At 66.0% G+C, this 15,957-nt stretch carries 15 protein-coding genes and 1 pseudogene; 6 read left to right on the top strand and 10 right to left on the bottom strand.

Annotation, left to right across the window (positions count from 1 at the left end; translation table 11 throughout):
• Nucleotides 1–258 precede the first annotated feature (258 nt).
• Together AB7531_RS24720 and AB7531_RS24715 are read left to right on the top strand one after the other, a co-directional pair.
• Nucleotides 259–480 (top strand): annotated as a pseudogene (locus AB7531_RS24720) (EamA family transporter); the annotation flags it as partial.
• Nucleotides 481–556: 76 nt separating this feature from the next.
• On the top strand, nucleotides 557–1,720 hold the full coding sequence (locus AB7531_RS24715) for a tetratricopeptide repeat protein (protein WP_441280147.1): 1,164 nt from the start codon (nucleotides 557–559) through the stop codon (nucleotides 1,718–1,720).
• Between the two features lies 1 nt (nucleotide 1,721).
• Here AB7531_RS24715 and AB7531_RS24710 read toward each other — a convergent pair whose 3' ends face one another.
• The 3 genes from AB7531_RS24710 to AB7531_RS24700 form a co-directional block, all read right to left on the bottom strand.
• On the bottom strand, nucleotides 1,722–3,980 hold the full coding sequence (locus AB7531_RS24710) for a CHASE3 domain-containing protein (protein WP_063983563.1): 2,259 nt from the start codon (nucleotides 3,978–3,980) through the stop codon (nucleotides 1,722–1,724).
• Nucleotides 3,977–4,390 (bottom strand): response regulator, encoded by a 414-nt coding sequence (locus tag AB7531_RS24705; RefSeq protein ID WP_063983562.1) that lies wholly within the window; start codon nucleotides 4,388–4,390, stop codon nucleotides 3,977–3,979. The genes AB7531_RS24710 and AB7531_RS24705 overlap by 4 nt, the downstream gene beginning before the upstream one ends.
• A 246-nt stretch (nucleotides 4,391–4,636) precedes the next feature.
• Nucleotides 4,637–5,257, bottom strand: coding sequence for a BA14K family protein (locus AB7531_RS24700; protein ID WP_063983561.1), 621 nt, complete (start codon nucleotides 5,255–5,257; stop codon nucleotides 4,637–4,639).
• Nucleotides 5,258–5,503: 246 nt separating this feature from the next.
• Here AB7531_RS24700 and AB7531_RS24695 point away from each other — a divergent pair, with 246 nt between their 5' ends.
• A complete protein-coding gene (locus tag AB7531_RS24695) occupies nucleotides 5,504–5,911 on the top strand; it encodes an NADH:ubiquinone oxidoreductase subunit NDUFA12 (protein WP_028148726.1) in 408 nt (135 codons plus the stop codon).
• A 411-nt stretch (nucleotides 5,912–6,322) separates the two neighbouring features.
• On the opposite strand, the gene AB7531_RS24690 is transcribed toward AB7531_RS24695, so the two are convergent.
• Nucleotides 6,323–7,009: a DJ-1/PfpI family protein gene (locus tag AB7531_RS24690; RefSeq protein ID WP_063983560.1), complete on the bottom strand. Its 687-nt coding sequence runs from the start codon at nucleotides 7,007–7,009 to the stop codon at nucleotides 6,323–6,325.
• A gap of 94 nt (nucleotides 7,010–7,103) precedes the next feature.
• Between AB7531_RS24690 and AB7531_RS24685 the strand changes: the two genes are divergently transcribed.
• Together AB7531_RS24685 and AB7531_RS24680 are read left to right on the top strand one after the other, a co-directional pair.
• Nucleotides 7,104–8,045, top strand: a complete 942-nt coding sequence (locus AB7531_RS24685) for a GlxA family transcriptional regulator (RefSeq protein WP_063986398.1) — start codon at nucleotides 7,104–7,106, stop codon at nucleotides 8,043–8,045.
• Between the two features lie 35 nt (nucleotides 8,046–8,080).
• Nucleotides 8,081–8,875, top strand: a complete 795-nt coding sequence (locus tag AB7531_RS24680) for a methyltransferase domain-containing protein (protein WP_063986397.1) — start codon at nucleotides 8,081–8,083, stop codon at nucleotides 8,873–8,875.
• A gap of 7 nt (nucleotides 8,876–8,882) precedes the next feature.
• Here the strand turns inward: AB7531_RS24680 and AB7531_RS24675 are convergent, their stop codons facing one another.
• Nucleotides 8,883–9,890: a hypothetical protein gene (locus AB7531_RS24675; protein WP_063983559.1), complete on the bottom strand. Its 1,008-nt coding sequence runs from the start codon at nucleotides 9,888–9,890 to the stop codon at nucleotides 8,883–8,885.
• A gap of 8 nt (nucleotides 9,891–9,898) precedes the next feature.
• Nucleotides 9,899–10,846 (bottom strand): alpha/beta hydrolase, encoded by a 948-nt coding sequence (locus AB7531_RS24670; RefSeq protein ID WP_063983558.1) that lies wholly within the window; start codon nucleotides 10,844–10,846, stop codon nucleotides 9,899–9,901.
• A 204-nt stretch (nucleotides 10,847–11,050) separates the two neighbouring features.
• Here AB7531_RS24670 and AB7531_RS24665 point away from each other — a divergent pair, with 204 nt between their 5' ends.
• Nucleotides 11,051–12,109, top strand: a complete 1,059-nt coding sequence (locus AB7531_RS24665; protein ID WP_166096385.1) for a DUF2155 domain-containing protein — start codon at nucleotides 11,051–11,053, stop codon at nucleotides 12,107–12,109.
• Nucleotides 12,110–12,122: 13 nt separating this feature from the next.
• Here AB7531_RS24665 and aat read toward each other — a convergent pair whose 3' ends face one another.
• Genes aat through AB7531_RS24645 form a run of 4 tightly spaced genes read right to left on the bottom strand, consistent with a single transcriptional unit; the run spans nucleotide 12,123 to nucleotide 15,917 of the window.
• Nucleotides 12,123–12,803: a leucyl/phenylalanyl-tRNA--protein transferase gene (gene aat / locus AB7531_RS24660; RefSeq protein WP_063983556.1), complete on the bottom strand. Its 681-nt coding sequence runs from the start codon at nucleotides 12,801–12,803 to the stop codon at nucleotides 12,123–12,125.
• A gap of 47 nt (nucleotides 12,804–12,850) precedes the next feature.
• Complete coding sequence (locus AB7531_RS24655) at nucleotides 12,851–13,966, bottom strand: sensor histidine kinase (RefSeq protein WP_063983555.1); 1,116 nt, start codon at nucleotides 13,964–13,966, stop codon at nucleotides 12,851–12,853.
• Entirely contained in the window at nucleotides 13,963–14,403 is a 441-nt protein-coding gene (locus tag AB7531_RS24650; protein ID WP_063983554.1) for a response regulator, read from the bottom strand. Before AB7531_RS24650 ends, AB7531_RS24655 begins: the two co-directional genes overlap by 4 nt.
• Nucleotides 14,400–15,917, bottom strand: a complete 1,518-nt coding sequence (locus tag AB7531_RS24645) for a sensor histidine kinase (protein WP_094184055.1) — start codon at nucleotides 15,915–15,917, stop codon at nucleotides 14,400–14,402. The genes AB7531_RS24650 and AB7531_RS24645 overlap by 4 nt, the downstream gene beginning before the upstream one ends.
• Nucleotides 15,918–15,957 lie beyond the last annotated feature (40 nt).

Raw genomic sequence — 15,957 nt, 5'->3', positions numbered from 1 at the left:
GAGGTGAAATCCTCAGAAACAGACCGCAACATATTCGCTCGCCGAAACGGCTCAACGAGAATGGTCTTGCCTGCCAGGAATACCGTTTGATTTCGGTCGCCTGTCACCCGGAAACAACATCGACACCCGCCGCGAGACCGCGGATGACGTCAGTGAGCATTCGTAATTCAGTGCAGTTCTCAGCCGAGCGCACACACAATCTGCGCGCTTTCGAAGCCGTGCCAGGCCTCGCATCCGGAGCAGGTGACGACGCTCGGCTGGGCAGCCGTCTATTCGACCGTGGTGCAGTTCTGCATCGCCCATGTCAGCTGGTTCGCAGCGTTAGCGCGCCTGCCGGCCTCGGTCGCCGCGATCGGCACCATGGCGGTACCCGTGATCGGCGTCGTCGCCTCGGCACTGGCGCTGCACGAGCCGTTGGGCCCGGGGCAGATCGCCGCGCTGGTCTTCACGCTGGCGGCCGTGGTGCTGGCGACGCGCTAGACAGCGGTCTCTTGCGCGAAGCCGCGCTGCACCTCTAGATAGTTTCCCGCGATTCACCTCGCTCCAGGGGCAACGCATGAGAGTCATCGCGCTGGCCGTCGTGCTCGGCCTGATCCCGTCCCTTGGATTGGCTCAAGCCGATCAGGATCGGTTATCTTGCAATGCATCCAACGATGCTCCGGAAGCGGCCGTGATTTCGGCCTGCACGCGCCTGATCGAGGCCGGCACGCCAGGCCACGATGAACGTGCGGGCTTTTTTCATGATCGGGGCAACGCCCACTGGCGCAGCGGCGACTACAAGGCGGCTGTCGCCGATGAGAGCGAGGCCATCGCCATCAATCCAGCCTTCGCCGACGCCTATATGAGGCGGGGTGCAGCCAATTTCGACGACGGCAATGTCGATCAGTCGATCGCCGACTCGACGAAAGCCATCGAGATCGATCCGCAGAATTTTCGCGCCTACACCAACCGGGGTATCGCCCGCGATCGGCGCGGTGCCATCGCGGACGAATCCAGGGCGATCGAGATCAACCCGAGATGGATCGCGGCCTATCTTGCCCGGCAAGACAACCGCAATCACATCGGCGACCGCGCCGGCGCGTCATCCGATCTTGCCAGCGCGCTTGGCATCGAACCGGACGGCGGTTTCGATGGATATCGATACCGGGCTGTGGCGTTCAGGCGAAAGAAGGACTACGGCCACGCCATTGCCGACATCGATCACTGGATCAGCATGAATCCGGGCAGTGCGGCGGCTTACGAGAGTCGCGCCGACGCTCGTTTACGCCAGGATGACTTCGCGCATGCGATTGCCGACGCCAGCAAGGCGCTCGAGCTGAATCCGAAGCGTTCGTATCCGCTCAGCATCCGTGGTTCGGCTTATCTGCACACGCGCGATCTCGACGCAGCCATCGCCGATTTCGACGCCAGCATCGCAGCCGACGCCAGGATCGGATACGTCTACGGGCTTCGCGGCCGCGCCTACGCGCTCAAGGACGATCAGGACCGGGCCATTGCCGACTTCACAAAGCAGATCGAGCTCGATCCGGACAATGAACAAGCCTATCGCGCACGCAGCGCGGCCTACGAGAAGAAGCAGGACGCTGCCGCTGCGAGCGCCGATTTCGAAAAGGCATGGGCGATAGAAGGCGCGCGATCGCGTGCGCCTGGGGCGATGCCTCCGGATGTTGCGAAGGTGTTCGAAACAAAGCGGCGGAAGCCGCCGCAGAACAATCCTTGAACTAGCCCGCCGTCATCCCGCCGCCGTTCAGCGCCTTCCTGATCATCTCGGCGAGCTGGTTGCGGCGGTAGGGTTTTGTCAGCAGCAGCACGCCGTCGTCGAGCTTGCCGTGGTGGACGATGGCGTTGTCGGTGTAGCCGGAGGTGTAGAGCACCCTCACACCCGGCCGGCGCTTGGCCACCTCTTCGGCGAGCTCGCGCCCGCTCATGCCGCCGGGGATGACGACGTCGGTGAACAGGAGGTCGAAGTCCTGGCCGGCCTCGATCATGTCCAGCGCGGCCCGGCTGTCGGGCGCGGCGACCGTGTCGTAGCCGAGGCTCTGCAGCTGCGCGGTGACGAAGTTGCGCACCAGCGTGTCGTCCTCGACCACGAAAATGGTCTCGGCGCCGCCTTCGGCCTGCGGCGCCACTGGGGCCGCCGCGTCCGTCATGCCGTCGCCCGGCGGCAGATAGAGCTTGATCGTGGTGCCGTGGCCTTCCTCGCTGTAGATCTTGATGTGGCCGCCGGACTGCTTGACGAAGCCGTAGACCATGGAGAGGCCGAGGCCCGAGCCCTTGCCGACCTCCTTGGTGGTGAAGAACGGCTCGAAGGCCTTCTGCTGGATGTCCGCTGACATGCCGGTGCCGGTGTCGCTGACCGCGAGCATCACGTAGGGGCCGGGCTGCACCTCCGCGTGGGCCTGCGCATATGCCTCGTCGAGCACGACGTGGTGGGTCTCGAGCAGCAGCTTGCCGCCGTTCGGCATGGCGTCGCGGGCGTTGATCGCCATGTTGAGCACGGCATTGGTGAGGCGGGACGGATCGATGTGCGCGGTCATCGGTCCCTGTTCCAGCACGGTCTCGATCTGGATCTGCTCGCCGAGGGTGGGGCGCAGCAGCTTGGCGATATCGGCGATCGCGCCGTTGATCTCGACATTGCGCGGTTGGAGCGGCTGCCTTCGTGCAAAGGCGAGCAGATGCTGGATCAGCTCGGCGCAGCGCTCGGCGGCATCGTCGATCAGGCGGGCCACGCGCTGGAGCTCGGGCTGCTGCTTCAGACTCGCCACCAGCGTCTCGGTATTGCCGGAGATCACCGTGAGCATGTTGTTGAAGTCGTGCGCGACGCCGCCCGTCAGCTTGCCGATCGCATCCAGCTTCTGCGACTGGTGCAGCTGCCGCTCGGTTTCGCGCGACGTGGTCGCGTCGTGATAGACCAGCACGGCGCCGGAGACGTTGCCTTGTCCGTCGCGCATCGGCCGGCCGCTGATCATCAGATGGCGGGGATCGTTGCCGTTATGCGGGCGGACGATCATCTCCAGATTCTCGAACTGCTCGCCGCGCAGCACGCGCGTCGAGGGCAGCTCGTCGGCCCTGAGCGGCGTAACGCCGTCGCCGTGAAACACGTCGGACAGGGCGCGCAGATTGCGCAGGCTCATGCCGGCGCGATGCAGCAAGATGCGTTCCGCGGCCGGATTGGACAGAAGGACAGTGCCCTCGGCGTCGATCACCAGCACAGCCTCGGCCATGCTGTGGAACGTGCTCTGGAGCACGTTCACCGACAGCCGCAGCTCGTCATGCGCGTTGACGAGATGCTCGGTGCGCTCGGCGACGGCCGCCTCGAGTTGCTCCTTCGCCGCCGTGGTCTCCAGCAGGGTGCTCTTCAGCGCGACCGTGGTGCGCTGGCTCTCGCGCATCAGCATCGCGACCAGCAGCAGGATCACCAGCGCGCCGATCACGTCGATGCCGAGCAGGACGATGCCGGTGCGGCGGGAACTTAGGGCGCGGGCGGCGAGCAATCGCTCTTCCTCCGCGCTCAGCTGATCGAGATTGCCCATCACCGTGTCCATGAGGCCGCGGCCCTCGCCCTTGCCCTGGAGCGCGGCAACGCCGGCCTGGTCGTTCTCGGCGCGCAGGCGCATCACCTCTGCGGCGATCTCGACCCGGCGCAGCGCCAGCGGCTCGGTGCCCTCGATGAGCGCGACCTGATCGGGGTTGTCACGCAGGCTGCGCTTGAGGTCGGCCAGCGCCGGTGCGATCTGGGCGTGCACCGCCTGAAACTCGTCGCTGAAGCTCGGGTTGCGATAGATCTCGTAGCCGCGCGCGGCGCTCTCGGCGTGGCGCATCAGCACGCGCAGATCGGAGATCTTCTTCTGCGTCTCGATGGTGTGATTGACCCAGGCGGCATCGAACCGCGACTTGACGTCGAGTCCGATCGAGGCGGCGGTGATGATCAGGAGGATTGCAAGTCCAGCACCGAGAATGACGCGCTGCGTTGGGATCAAGGGGCTTCTTTCTTGTCCTTCGGCTGCGTGGCCTCGCCGAGGCATTCCCGGATCGTGGTCAGGAGCGCGTCCGGCGTGAACGGCTTGCGCAGGCAGCGTGTCGCGCCGAGTTCCAGTGCCATGCGGAGGAAATCGGGGGAGGGCGACGCAGACGAGGCGAAGGCGTAGCCGGACATCGCGATGAGAGGGATCGCCGGGGCGCGCTCGTGAAAGATGCGGATGGATTCGAAGCCGCGCATGTGCGGCATGAAGATGTCGACCAGCATCACGTCAAACGTCTGCGCTTCGAGCGCAGCCAGCCCCGTTTCGCCGCCGTCAGCCATCGTGACATCGAAGCCCTGACGTTGGAGCAGGACCTCGATGGTCGCGCCGACCATCGGATCGTCATCTACCACGAGGATACGCGGCATGACATTTCCCAGTAGATCGAAGTCCCAACATTCATCGGTGATATAGGCGAATCGCGGGACGGGTCAATTTGGGATTGGATCATTGTAGATATGCACGGTGCGGTGAATAAAGGTCCCTCGCGTTCGCGTGCATAGTTACTCCCGCGCGATGCGCGGGCTGCGCGCGAAACAGGCGATGAGCGCGCGACAAACGAAAGAGGCGCCGCACCGATGCGACGCCTCTTCCGTCAAGCGTTGTCGACCTGCTTACGGGCAGGGATGACGCTGGCCGTCATAGCCGAGATACGTGCCCGAGGCCGGATCGTAGGATCTGTATCGCTGCGCGCAATAAGCCGACGAGTCACCACCGCTATCCGGCACCACCGCGACCGACGGTTCGTCATAATAGCTGTCGTCGCCATAGTAGTAGGGATCGTTGTAGTACCCGCCACCGTAGTAGGCGTAGGAGCCGAGCCCGCCGATCGCAGCACCGGCTGCGACGCCCGGCCAGAAACCGCCACCATGACGACGCCAGCCGCCACCGTGCCAGTTGCCACCGCCGCCGCGCCAGTTGTTACCCGCGACTGCGAGGGGACGGCCGCCGCCACCACTAAACGTGGCTCCTGCGGTCGGACGCATGGCTAGGCCGGCGCTCGGGCGCATGGCTCCGGCTGCGAAATTGCCGCCGCCGCCACCGAACCGCGCGCCGCCAAAGCTGCCGCCGCCCATGCGGGCGCCGCCACCGCCGAAATGGGCGCCGCCACCACCGCCAAAATGACCACCGCCGCCACCGCCGTGGCCGCCACGGCCCTGGGCGAAGCTCGGCGTCGCCAACGGAAGGACCAACGCCACCGCTGCCGCGGCGCTCAAAATTCTCAGACTTTTCATGTTCAAACTCCTTATTCCCTGAAGCAAACCTCTTGAAGGGCCCGCGGTTCCAGGGTTCACGCCGGTGTGCGCGTATGGCGCAGGTTTCCATGTGGCCGCTGTACCCGGCATGAACGGATCGCGTCCGATTTGCGGCAGGGCTTGCGCCGGGCACCACATTTTGCGGGGGGCACCGCCGCCCCCGCGGAACTGGACATTTCGCCGCCCGGATGGCATCAGGGCCTCACGAAGCAGGGCCCTAGCCGTATGAAACAGTTCTTCCTCAAGTTCTTCACCTGGTGGAGTGGCCAGACCTTTGGCACCCAGCTCTGGACCAAGCGGTATGGCGAGCTGGTCGGCCAGGACGAGCAGGGGAACCGCTATTATCGGACCCGCGGCGGCGCGATCGATCCGACACTCGGCTTCGAGCGGCGCTGGGTCATCTATAACGGCTACGCCGAAGCGAGCCGCATCCCGACGGGTTGGCACGGCTGGATGCATCACGTCGTCGATGTGCCGCCGACCGAAGAGAACTACCAGCCGCGCGAATGGCAAAAGCCGCACCAGCCGAACCCCACCGGCACGCCGAACGCCTATCGGCCCTCCGGCTCGACGCTTGCCAGCGGCAAGCGTCCCAAGGCGACCGGCGACTACCAGCCCTGGACGCCTGGCTAGCTTTCCGATCTCCGTCCGAATCCTTGCCGTGGGGGTGGATGCACCAGCATCCGCCTCACCTTGCTGTGGACAACGGGAACAGCGGGGACAGCGCCTGCGCCGGCGTTGCAGCTACGCGAGCGATGCGGCTCAATGGTCCCATCTTACGGAGATGGGAGACCATCGCGTTCGGTTCGGGCAACAGTTCGCGACTGTCCCGTGATGCAGCGGCCGCCGACGAGGACTCGATCGGGAGATAGGCCCCCGGTCTGGAAGTTCGAAATCGCCCGATGGAATGTGCAGCCACCGTAAGACAGGAAAGGCCGCTTGGGAAACCGAGCGGCCTTTTTCTTTTGGGGACTTGCGGGAGGTCTCGTGCCCCGGACGCTGCGGCGCAGCGTTGCATGCTGCACCGCGTCCGGGACATGAGAGCTACATCACCCGCTCAGCCGCGCGCTTGACCGCCTCAAGGCGGCGGGCCTGGTTTGCGGCGCCGCGCTCTCTCAGCAAGGCCAGCACTTCGGCCGGCGCGGTGTCGGGCGAGCCGGACGTGAACGGCGGGGCGGGGTTGTATTCGATCTGGAGCTGGATCGCTTCCGCCGTGGTGCGGTCGACCAGGATCGACACCAGCGTCAGCGCGAAATCGATCCCGGCGGTGACGCCGCCGCCGGTGACGCGGTTGCGGTCGATGCAGACGCGCGTTTTGGTCGGCATCGCGCCGAACTGGCCGAGCATCTCCATCGCGCTCCAATGGGTGGCCGCGCGGTAGCCCTTGAGCAGGCCGGCAGCGCCGAGCGCCAGCGCCCCCGTGCAGACCGAGGTGACGTATTTGGCGCCTTCGGCCTGCCGGCGCAGGAAATCCAGCACCTCTTCGTCATTGAGCAGGTCGTTGGTGCCGCCGCCGCCGGGCACGCAGATCACGTCGAGCTGAGGACAGTCGGCGAATGTCGTGGTCGGCGTCAGCGTCAGCACGGAATCGCTCGGCACCGGCTCGATCCGTTTCCAGATCAGGTGCAGCTTCGCGCCGGGGACGGAGGAGAACACCTGCAAGGGACCGGTGAAGTCGAGCTGGGTGACGCGCGGAAACACCAAAAGACCGATCTGGAGCGGTGACGACATGGGCAGGTCCTCCAAAGATGAGCTTGACGGACGCAGCCTCTCATGATGCCATTCCGTCCAAAATGGCGTATTTCCCTCACTTTCGGACATGACCATGATCGGCATCCTGATCTTCCCGGACTTCCAGTTGCTCGATGCGGCCGGCCCGATCTCGGTGTTCGAGATCGCGGCGCGCTGCACGGGCAAGACGACCACCGGAATCCGCGTGCTGGCACTGAACGCGGGGCCCGTGCGCAGCTCGTCCGGCGTGGAAATGATGGCGCGCGACTTCAAGTCGGCGAACGCGATCACGACACTGGTCATCGCGGGTGGCGCAGGCGTGACGGACGCCGCACGCTGCCAGGTCACGCGCGCCTTCGTGCAGCGGCTGGCGCGGCGCGGCGTGCGTGTCGCCAGCGTCTGCTCGGGCGCCTATGTGCTGGCCGAGGCGGGCCTGCTCGATGGACGCCGCGCCACCACGCATTGGGGCCGCACGCGGGATTTCGTCGCGCGCTATCCCAAGGTGAAGTTCGAGCCGGACCAGATCTTCACGCATGACGGCAATGTGTGGACGTCGGCGGGCATCACCGCGGGTATCGATCTCGCGCTCGCGATGGTCACCGAGGACCATGGCGAGGAGATCGCGCAACAGGCCGCCCGCCAGCTCGTGCTGTATCATCGCCGCAGCGGGGGCCAGTCGCAGTTCTCATCGCTCTTGGAGTTGAAGACGCCGAACGGCCGGTTCGGCGCGCTGCTGTCCTGGGCGCGCGAGAACCTCGATGCCCGGCTGACGGTCGAAGATCTCGCCGATCGTGCCGGCATGAGCGCGCGGCATTTTGCCCGCGCCTTTGCCGCGGAGACCGGCACGACACCGTCGAAGGCGATCGAGCGCTTACGGATCGAGGTCGCGCGCGAGCGCGTGCAGTCCTCGCGCGAGGCGATCGAGCTCGTCGCGGAGGCGACCGGATTTGGCGACCCCGAGCGCATGCGGCGCGCCTTCATCCGCGCCTTCGGCCAGCCCCCGCAGGCGCTGCGGCGCGCGGCGCGGGCGGGTTAGGAAATCTCACCTGGCACTCGAGCGTGGAGGCGAAGATGAGCGGGATGGAGTACAGCAACGAGAACGCGAAACGGCTCCAAAGACTTTATCTCACAGGGGACGTGACCGCCCAGCGCGCGGAGACCATTCGGCAGCTCAATCTGTCTGCCGGCGAGAGCGTTCTCGATATCGGATGTGGTCCCGGCTATCTCTGCGAAAGCATGGCGCAGATCGTTGGGCCTGATGGTGCCGTCGTCGGGATCGATGTGTCGACTGACCTGATCGCGGTCTGCAACCGGCAGAAGGCTTCCGCCTGGATTTCATATGCGATCGGCAACGCCACGGAATTGGGTCAACCCGATGCGTCGTTCGATGTCGTCGTGTGCACGCAGGTTGCCGAGTACGTGCCCGATGTTGACCGCGTCCTCACAGAGACATTTCGCGTGCTCAAGCCAGGGGGCCGCACGATTTTTGTCGCAACCGACTGGGACGCGGTGGTGTGGTATTCCGAAAGCCCGGAACGTATGGCCGCGGTGATGAAATCATGGGAAGCGCACTGCGCTCACCCGCGTCTCCCGAGGTCGATGGCCCGCAGATTGGCGGATGCACGACTTCACCTGGACGGTGCGTCGGTCTTTCCAATCCTGAATTTGCAGTACGATGACGATAGCTACAGCAAGGGGCTGGCCCAGGGCATTCGGGACTTCGTCGCCCGCAGGAACGACGTTTCCGCCGATGATCTCGAAGCATGGCACAGCGAGTTCGAGTGTCTCAGCGGGGCAGGACAATACTTCTTCAGCACCAACCGCTATCTCTTCAGGGCCTCAAAGCCGGCTGCGACGCCGCTATGACTGCGTCCTAGGTCGCCTTGCCTGCAGCTGCCTCGCCGTTGCCATCCGCGCGCGCCGTGAAGCGGCGTGCAATCGGCGTCAGCATGTAGGGCGCAAGGTGGATCGGAAATTGCGTCATCGCGAAATAGAGCCAGGTGGTTGGCGGCAGCGCGCCGGCGGTCGCGGCCAGCATTAGGCCCAGATTGCGCTGTGACACCATTAGCCCGAGCGCCAGCGCGCGCTCATAGCCGATGCGGCGGAACAGCAACGTGGTCACGGCGAGCAGCGTAAAATAGATCGCGAAGGACAGAGCCGCCAGGCCGATGGTGAACACCGGCTGCGCCACCAGATCGTTCACAACATCGCCCATGATCGCGGCGGCGAAGATCAGGAGGATGATGATGTTGAAGCCGTCGATCGGCTTCCTGTGGCGCTGGATCGCTTTTGCGCCGAACACCCAACGGATGATGGTTGCGGCCAGCAGCGACGCCGCGAGGATGCCGAGCAGCTTCAGGCCGAGCGTCGCCGGCGTGACGCTGAGCATGCCGTCGAGGAATAGGCTTGCGAACAGCGACGCTGTGAACGGCACCAGCGCGGTCGAGGTCACCAGCGTGACCAGCACCAGCGTGGCATCGAGCCCCATCAGCGCGGCGAGCGCCGGCGAGGCCATCATGGGCGAGGCCATGCTCTGGAGCATCAGGGCAACGGAAAGGCCGGGCGAGCGGTCGTTGAGCCCTGCTGCATAGATGATCAGTCCGACGATCAGCGGCACGCCCATCGTAGTCCAGGCGGTTGCGGTCGCAATCAGCGCCGGGCGGCGTAGGTGACCGTACAGCGCCGCGAGATCGACTCGCATGAAGGAGATGCAGAGCAGGACGAGGATCGCTTCGGTGATGTAGGGCCGCAGCAGCGCGCCGAGCGGCGGTACGGCGGCGGCGACGAACACGACCGCCGCGACCCCGCGGGTGCCCTGGCTGCCGAGCCATGCCAGCGCGCGCAGGGGGAGGGCGAAGACGGTTTGAAGAACGAAGGGCATGGGAGGCGTCAGCCCAGCTCCTTCAACCAGGCGCCGATCTCGCGCACCGCGACGTTGGCCTGCGGCAGCAGCTTGCCCATGGTGAAGAAGCCGTGGAATTGGCCGGGATAATGTTTGTAGGCGACGGGCACGCCGGCCTGCTTCAGGCGCGCGGCATACTCGTCGCCTTCGTCGCGCAGCGGATCGGCGCCGGCCGTGAGCACATAGGCCGGCGGCAAACCGGCGAGGCTTTTCGCGCGTGCCGGCGAGGCGCGCCAGTCGTGGATGTCGGCTGTGCCGTTGAGATAGTGATCGCGGAACCAGCGGATCACCGAATGCGTCAGCAGCACGCTGGTCTCGGGCTCGCTGTGGGAGCCGTGCGTCATGGCGAAATCGGTCGCGGGGTAGATCAGGACCTGGCCGGCGATCTTCGGACCGTTGCCGTCGCGTGCGGTGAGTGCGACCACAGCGGCGAGATTGCCGCCGGCGCTGTCGCCGCCGATCGAAAGGCGCGCAGCGTCGATGCCGAGTTCGCGCGCATTCGCGGCAATCCATTTCGTGGCGGCGATCGCGTCATCGGCGGCGGCGGGGAACTTGTGCTCGGGCGCGAGGCGGTAATCGACCGAGATCACGATCAGCGCGCCCTCGACGGCGAGCTGGCGGCAGACGACGTCGTGGGAGTCGAGATCGCCGATCACCCACCCGCCGCCATGGAAGAACACCAGCGCCGGCGACAACCCGTCCTGAAGGCGCGGCTCCTTTGGCACGTGGGTGCGGGCGGGGATCGCGCCGTGCGGCGCCGGGATCGCCAGCGCCGCGACGCGCGCCAATTCCAGCGGCTCGGGGTTGGTGGCAAAGCGGGCCTGCCCGTAATAGGCGCGGGCTTCCGGTGCCGTCAGCGTCTCGTAGGCGGGGCGGCCGGCGTCCTGGAAGGCCTTGTAGACGGCGGCGGCATCGGGATCGAGCACGACGGGCATGGGAGCGACCTTAGGCTTAACGTTGTGGTTGGACGTCGTTTCCGGGGGCGCTGCCCGCCTCGGCCCCGGGGAGGGGCGGGTCAACTATCCCATCCGGCCGCCGGTCTGGCCAGCCGGCGGCGGGCAGGGCAGGGATGCCGCCCTTCCCCCGCCGTATTCGCCGTGTTAACCGGATGGCCTGCGAGCGGCGGTATCCCCTGTAGAATGTCCAGCAAGCCCGATTCGCTGTTGAAGCCGCGCGAGAAGATGGTTCGAACCTTTACCCTTACAAGACTTGCCCTGCCAGGTCTTGCGGCGCTTCTGGCCGCCACCGCATTGACGGTTGCGACGCCCGCGCAAGCGCAGATCGGCACGATCTTCTCCGACCCGCCGCCGCGGCCGCCGGGTTCGATTCCGCGTGGTCAGCCGCAGCCTCAGATCCCCGATGACGACGAAGAGGTCCCCGAGCTGCCGCCGCAGGGCCGCGTGCTGCCGTCGCGCCCGATGGCGCCGCCGCCGGGCCGGCAAGGTAACGTGATGCCGGGGCCGGTCGAGTCCCAGCCCCTGGCGCCGCCGCCGGGCTCAACCGTCGCTCCGCCGAACCAGCCGCCATCCGTGGCGGTTGCTCCGCCCAATCCGCAAGCCGCCCCGGGGGCGCCCGGTCAGCGCCAGCCCCAGCAGAAGGGCGGGCCGGGCGGCACTGTCCCGCAGACCCCGGCGAGCCTCCAGCCCGGCGACGAGGTCGTGACCGAGCCGCCGGCCCAGAAGATCGTGAACAAGAAGGCGACCTTCTCCGGCCTCGACAAGATCACCGGGCGCATCATCAATTTCGACGAGGACATCGGCGAGACCGTCCAGTTCGGCGCGCTGCGGGTCAAAACCGACGCCTGCTATACGCGGCCGGCGACGGAAGCCACCAATACCGACGCCTTCGTCGAGGTCGACGAGATCACCTTGCAGGGCGAGGTGAAGCGCATCTTCTCGGGCTGGATGTATGCGGCAAGCCCGGGCCTGCACGGCGTCGAGCATCCGATCTACGACATCTGGCTCACCGACTGCAAAGAGCCGCAGCAGACCATTGCGACCGCGGCGCCCGATCCGGCCGCGGCAAAGCCGCCGGCTCCGCCGCCCGCGCAGAAGAAGGCGGCGCCACCCAAGCAGGCCGTGCAGCAGCGTCCGCCGCAGCCCTTGCCGCCGATCCAGCAGCAGCAGCCGGCGCCGCCACCCCCGCCGCCGCCGGAGCAGCGGCCGGGCCTGTTCGGCATCCCCGGGTTCGGGCGCTAGGCCCCATCACCGATTATGGCCGGGAGGCGACGATGTCGAGCGCGCGCGCGCCCGGGATCGCGTCACTGGCTGACAGCCTCAGGAAATCGCCGGGGTCGCCGGCGAGGGCCTTGTCGAGCAGTGCGGTGTAGCGCCGCCGCGAAATCTCGACCGCGCCAAAACTCTTCAAATGATCAGTGACGTATTGCGTGTCGAGCAGCTCGAAGCCGCCATGGATCAGCCGCGCGACCAGGTGCACCAGCGCGACCTTCGAGGCATCGCGCGCGGTGTGAAACATGCTCTCGCCGAAGAAGGCGCGTCCGAGGCTGACGCCGTAGAGCCCGCCGACGAGGTCGTCGCCCTGCCAGGCCTCGACGCTGTGGCAATGGCCGAGCTCGTAGAGGCCGCCATAGAGGTCGCGGATCCGCTTGTTGATCCAGGTGTCCTCGCGTCCCGCCTGCGGCGCCGCGCAGCCGGCGATCGTTGCCTTGAACGCGGTGTTGACGGTGACGCGAAAGGCGTCCGTACGGACGGTGCGCGCGAGCCGCGAGGCCACGCGAAATCCCTCGAGCGGGATCACGCCGCGCAATTCCGGCTCGACCCAGAACAGGGTCGGATCGTCGGCGCTCTCGGCCATCGGAAAAATGCCGCAGGCATAGGCACGCAACAGCACGGCCGGCGTGATTTCAGACGAAGCGGAGTCGCGCGAAGTCATGGCGCAACAATAGCAGGATCGTGGAGGTGTTGCGAAGGGGGCGAGGGTCAGCCTGCGGCGGCGTTGTTGGTCTTGTCGGGGGCCGCGGGCGTGCGGCGGAACCTCAGCATGACGCGAGTTCCGGAATGGGCGGGGTCGCGCTCGACGGTGGCGTCGAGCTTGGTGGCCATCGCCGCGACGATGCGCTGGCCCATGCCGGTCGAGCGTGGATCCGCCTTGACCTTGTCGCCGACGCCGTCGTCGGTGATCGCCAGCAGCAGATCCTCGCCCTGCGAGGTCAGCTCGACATGGATGGGGCCGGCGCCGTCGGGATAGGCGTATTTCACCGCGTTCATCACCAACTCGTTGACGATGATGCCGACGGCGACGGCGCGGTCCGGGTCGATCTCGATCGGCTCGGCCTTCACCGTCAGGCGCGACATCCGGTTGCCTTCGGCCGAGCGCCTGAGATCCTCGAGCAGCGAATCCAGATACTGGTTGAGCACCACGCTCTTCAGGTCCTGCGAGGTGTAGAGGCGGCGGTGGACCTGCGCGACCGCGGCGACGCGGCCCATCGCGTTGGTCAGCGCCGCCTTGACCTCTTCCTGGCCTGCGGAGTTCGCCTGGAGATGCAGCAGCGAGGCGATGATCTGGAGCGAGTTGCCGACGCGGTGATTGACCTCGCGCAGCAGCAGTTCACGTTCGGCAGCGAGCGCGGCGTAGCGGTCGCGCGATGCGTGGATCTCGGCCTCGGCTTCCTCGCGCGCCTTCTGCAATTCGGCCTGGCGTAGCGCGCCGTCGGCGGCGACGTGGAGCAGGGGGATGAAGTCGCCCTTGACGTCCTTGACGAGATAATCGGCCGCGCCCGCCTTCAGCGCGGTGACCGCGATGCTGGAATCCTGCGATGCGGTGACGAACACCACGGGCGGCGCGCCTGAGATCGCCATGATCTGCTCGAGCGTCTCCAGCCCGTCGAGGCCGGGCATGTACTGGTCGAGCGCCACGACGTCGATGCAGCCGTCGGCGCTGTTTTGGGTCCCCGCGCGACGGATACGCTCCAGGCCTTCCTCGCCGCTCGCGGCATGAATGACCTTGTAGCCGCGCCGCGTCAGGCCGCGCTCGACCAGGCGGGCCAGCGCCGCGTCGTCGTCGATGTAGAGCAGTGTAGGCGGGTGCTGGTTCATGAGGCGGCGGGCGGGACCTGGATGACCGAGAAGAACAGGCCGAGCTGCCGGATGGCATTGGCGAAATTCTCGTAGTTCACGGGCTTGGTGATGTAGACGTTGCAGCCAAGCTCGTAGCAGCGCTTGATTTCCTGGGAATCGTCGGTGGTGGTCAGCACCACCACGGGCGAGGCTTTCAGGTACTTGTTCTCCTTGATCTGCTTCAGGATGTCGATCCCGGTCATGTCGGGGAGATTGAGATCGAGCAGGATCAGGAGCGCATTGCCCTTCTGCACGAGCCCGCTGCCGTCGGAGCCGAACAGGTGCTTCACCGCGTCCGTGCCGTTGGCGAAGGGGATGATCTCGTTGTTGACGCCGGATCGGCGGATGTTGCGCTCGATCAGCCGGGCGTGGCCCTCGTCGTCCTCGATCATGATGATGGTGACGGGTTGAGTCATTGGTCGGCGTTCCGGTTGCTTGCGTTCCAGGTGATGGGCAGCGTGATGGTGAAGGTGCTGCCCGTATTCAGTTCCGATGATACCGACATGGTACCGCCGAGGCGGCGCACAAGTGCACGCACATGCGCAAGACCAATGCCCTGACCAGGCTTGTCCTGGGTTCCCGCCCGGCGAAACAGGTCGAAAATCCGCTGGTGATCTTTCGGATCGATCCCGCGGCCATTATCGCTGATCTCGAAGATAGCGTAGCCAAGCTTGGTGCGCCCGCGGATTCTGATCTCGCCGGGGGCGCCGGCCTTGAGATATTTGATGGCGTTGTCGATCAGATTGGAGAAGATCTGCTCCAGCGCAAGGCGGTCGCTGACGAGATCCGGCAGCGGCGCGACATGGATCTCGGCCTGCGCTTCGGCGGACTGATGCGCCAGCGTCGAGACGATGGCTTCGATCAACTCGCGGGTGTCGATCTTCTCGGGCACGAATTCGCGCCGGCCCTCGCGGGTGAGGTTGAGGATCGCCGAGATCAGGCGGTCCATCTTGGCGATCGACGACTTGATGAAGCCGAGCGCTTCGGAAAAATCCGTTGAAAGCTGCTTGTCCGGGCCTTCGAGCGTGACCTCGCCGTCAGCTAGCGGCGGGCCATCGGCCGGGACATGGGTAAGGCCGCCGATACGGCGGAAAATGTCGCCGCTGAGCTCTTCGAGTTCGCTGGTGAAGCCCATGATGTTGACGAGGGGCGAGCGAAGATCGTGACTGACGATATAGGCAAAGCGCTGAATCTCGTTGTTGGCCTCGCGCAGGTCTGCCGTGCGTTCGTCGACCACGGTCTCGAGGTTGGCGTAGGCGTCGCGCAGGCGCGTCTCGGCCTCGTCGCGGGCCAGCACCGAGCGCCGCACCAGCCAGATCGAGATCAGGGTCAGCAGCACCACGAGGCCCGAACCGATGCCGGTCATCGAGGCCGCCAGCGTCTGGCTGCGGTCGGAATTGGCCGATCGGAGCCGGAACAGACGCTCCTCCTCCTGGATCATGGAGACGGCGACTTTGCTGATCTCGGCCGTGGTGTCGGTGGAGGCGGCCTCGCGGACCTGCGCTATGGCCTTGTCCGGCCGATTCTGGCCGATGAAGTCCAGCTCCTGCTTGAATTGCCCCAGCCGGATTTCGATGGCCGCGCTCAGCTTCTCGATGTTGCCGCGTTGGTCCGGATTATCGCGGGTCAGGCGCGTGAGCTTGTCGAGGGCAGGTATGATCGCTGCCACGGCTTTCTCATGGTCGGCCTTGAAATCCGCCCCTTGGGTCAGGAGATAGCCGCGGGCGGCGCTCTCGGCACGCCGGATTTCCAGCAGCAGGGCGTTGATCTGGTTCTCCGCCTCGATGGTGTGGATCACCCATTTGCTATCGTCTCTGGCCTTGTTGACCAGGTAGACGGAGCCGGCGCTGATCACGGTCAACACGAGAAGACCCGCCGAGAACAGCAGGATCTGCCACATGGAGCGCCGTCGTTGCGCTTCAGTCGTCACGACGGTCTCGCTTCGTCACGTCAACGGAACTCAAAAGGCC

This window comes from Bradyrhizobium sp. 63_E2_N1_3, assembly GCF_052076005.1.
Taxonomy (GTDB): domain Bacteria; phylum Pseudomonadota; class Alphaproteobacteria; order Rhizobiales; family Xanthobacteraceae; genus Bradyrhizobium; species Bradyrhizobium barranii.
The sequence above is the reverse complement of the archived record's forward strand: the minus strand, read 5'-3'. Positions and strand labels throughout refer to the sequence as shown.

Excerpts from the sequence above, each read along its gene's own strand:
- AB7531_RS24715 (WP_441280147.1), top strand. The coding sequence starts at position 557 with ATGAGAGTCATCGCGCTGGCCGTCGTGCTCGGCCTGATCCCGTCCCTT.
- AB7531_RS24705 (WP_063983562.1), bottom strand. The coding sequence starts at position 4,390 with ATGCCGCGTATCCTCGTGGTAGATGACGATCCGATGGTCGGCGCGACC.
- AB7531_RS24700 (WP_063983561.1), bottom strand. The coding sequence starts at position 5,257 with ATGAAAAGTCTGAGAATTTTGAGCGCCGCGGCAGCGGTGGCGTTGGTC.
- AB7531_RS24695 (WP_028148726.1), top strand. The coding sequence starts at position 5,504 with ATGAAACAGTTCTTCCTCAAGTTCTTCACCTGGTGGAGTGGCCAGACC.
- AB7531_RS24690 (WP_063983560.1), bottom strand. The coding sequence starts at position 7,009 with ATGTCGTCACCGCTCCAGATCGGTCTTTTGGTGTTTCCGCGCGTCACC.
- AB7531_RS24685 (WP_063986398.1), top strand. The coding sequence starts at position 7,104 with ATGATCGGCATCCTGATCTTCCCGGACTTCCAGTTGCTCGATGCGGCC.
- AB7531_RS24680 (WP_063986397.1), top strand. The coding sequence starts at position 8,081 with ATGAGCGGGATGGAGTACAGCAACGAGAACGCGAAACGGCTCCAAAGA.
- AB7531_RS24675 (WP_063983559.1), bottom strand. The coding sequence starts at position 9,890 with ATGCCCTTCGTTCTTCAAACCGTCTTCGCCCTCCCCCTGCGCGCGCTG.
- AB7531_RS24670 (WP_063983558.1), bottom strand. The coding sequence starts at position 10,846 with ATGCCCGTCGTGCTCGATCCCGATGCCGCCGCCGTCTACAAGGCCTTC.
- AB7531_RS24665 (WP_166096385.1), top strand. The coding sequence starts at position 11,051 with ATGTCCAGCAAGCCCGATTCGCTGTTGAAGCCGCGCGAGAAGATGGTT.
- aat (WP_063983556.1), bottom strand. The coding sequence starts at position 12,803 with ATGACTTCGCGCGACTCCGCTTCGTCTGAAATCACGCCGGCCGTGCTG.
- AB7531_RS24655 (WP_063983555.1), bottom strand. The coding sequence starts at position 13,966 with ATGAACCAGCACCCGCCTACACTGCTCTACATCGACGACGACGCGGCG.
- AB7531_RS24650 (WP_063983554.1), bottom strand. The coding sequence starts at position 14,403 with ATGACTCAACCCGTCACCATCATCATGATCGAGGACGACGAGGGCCAC.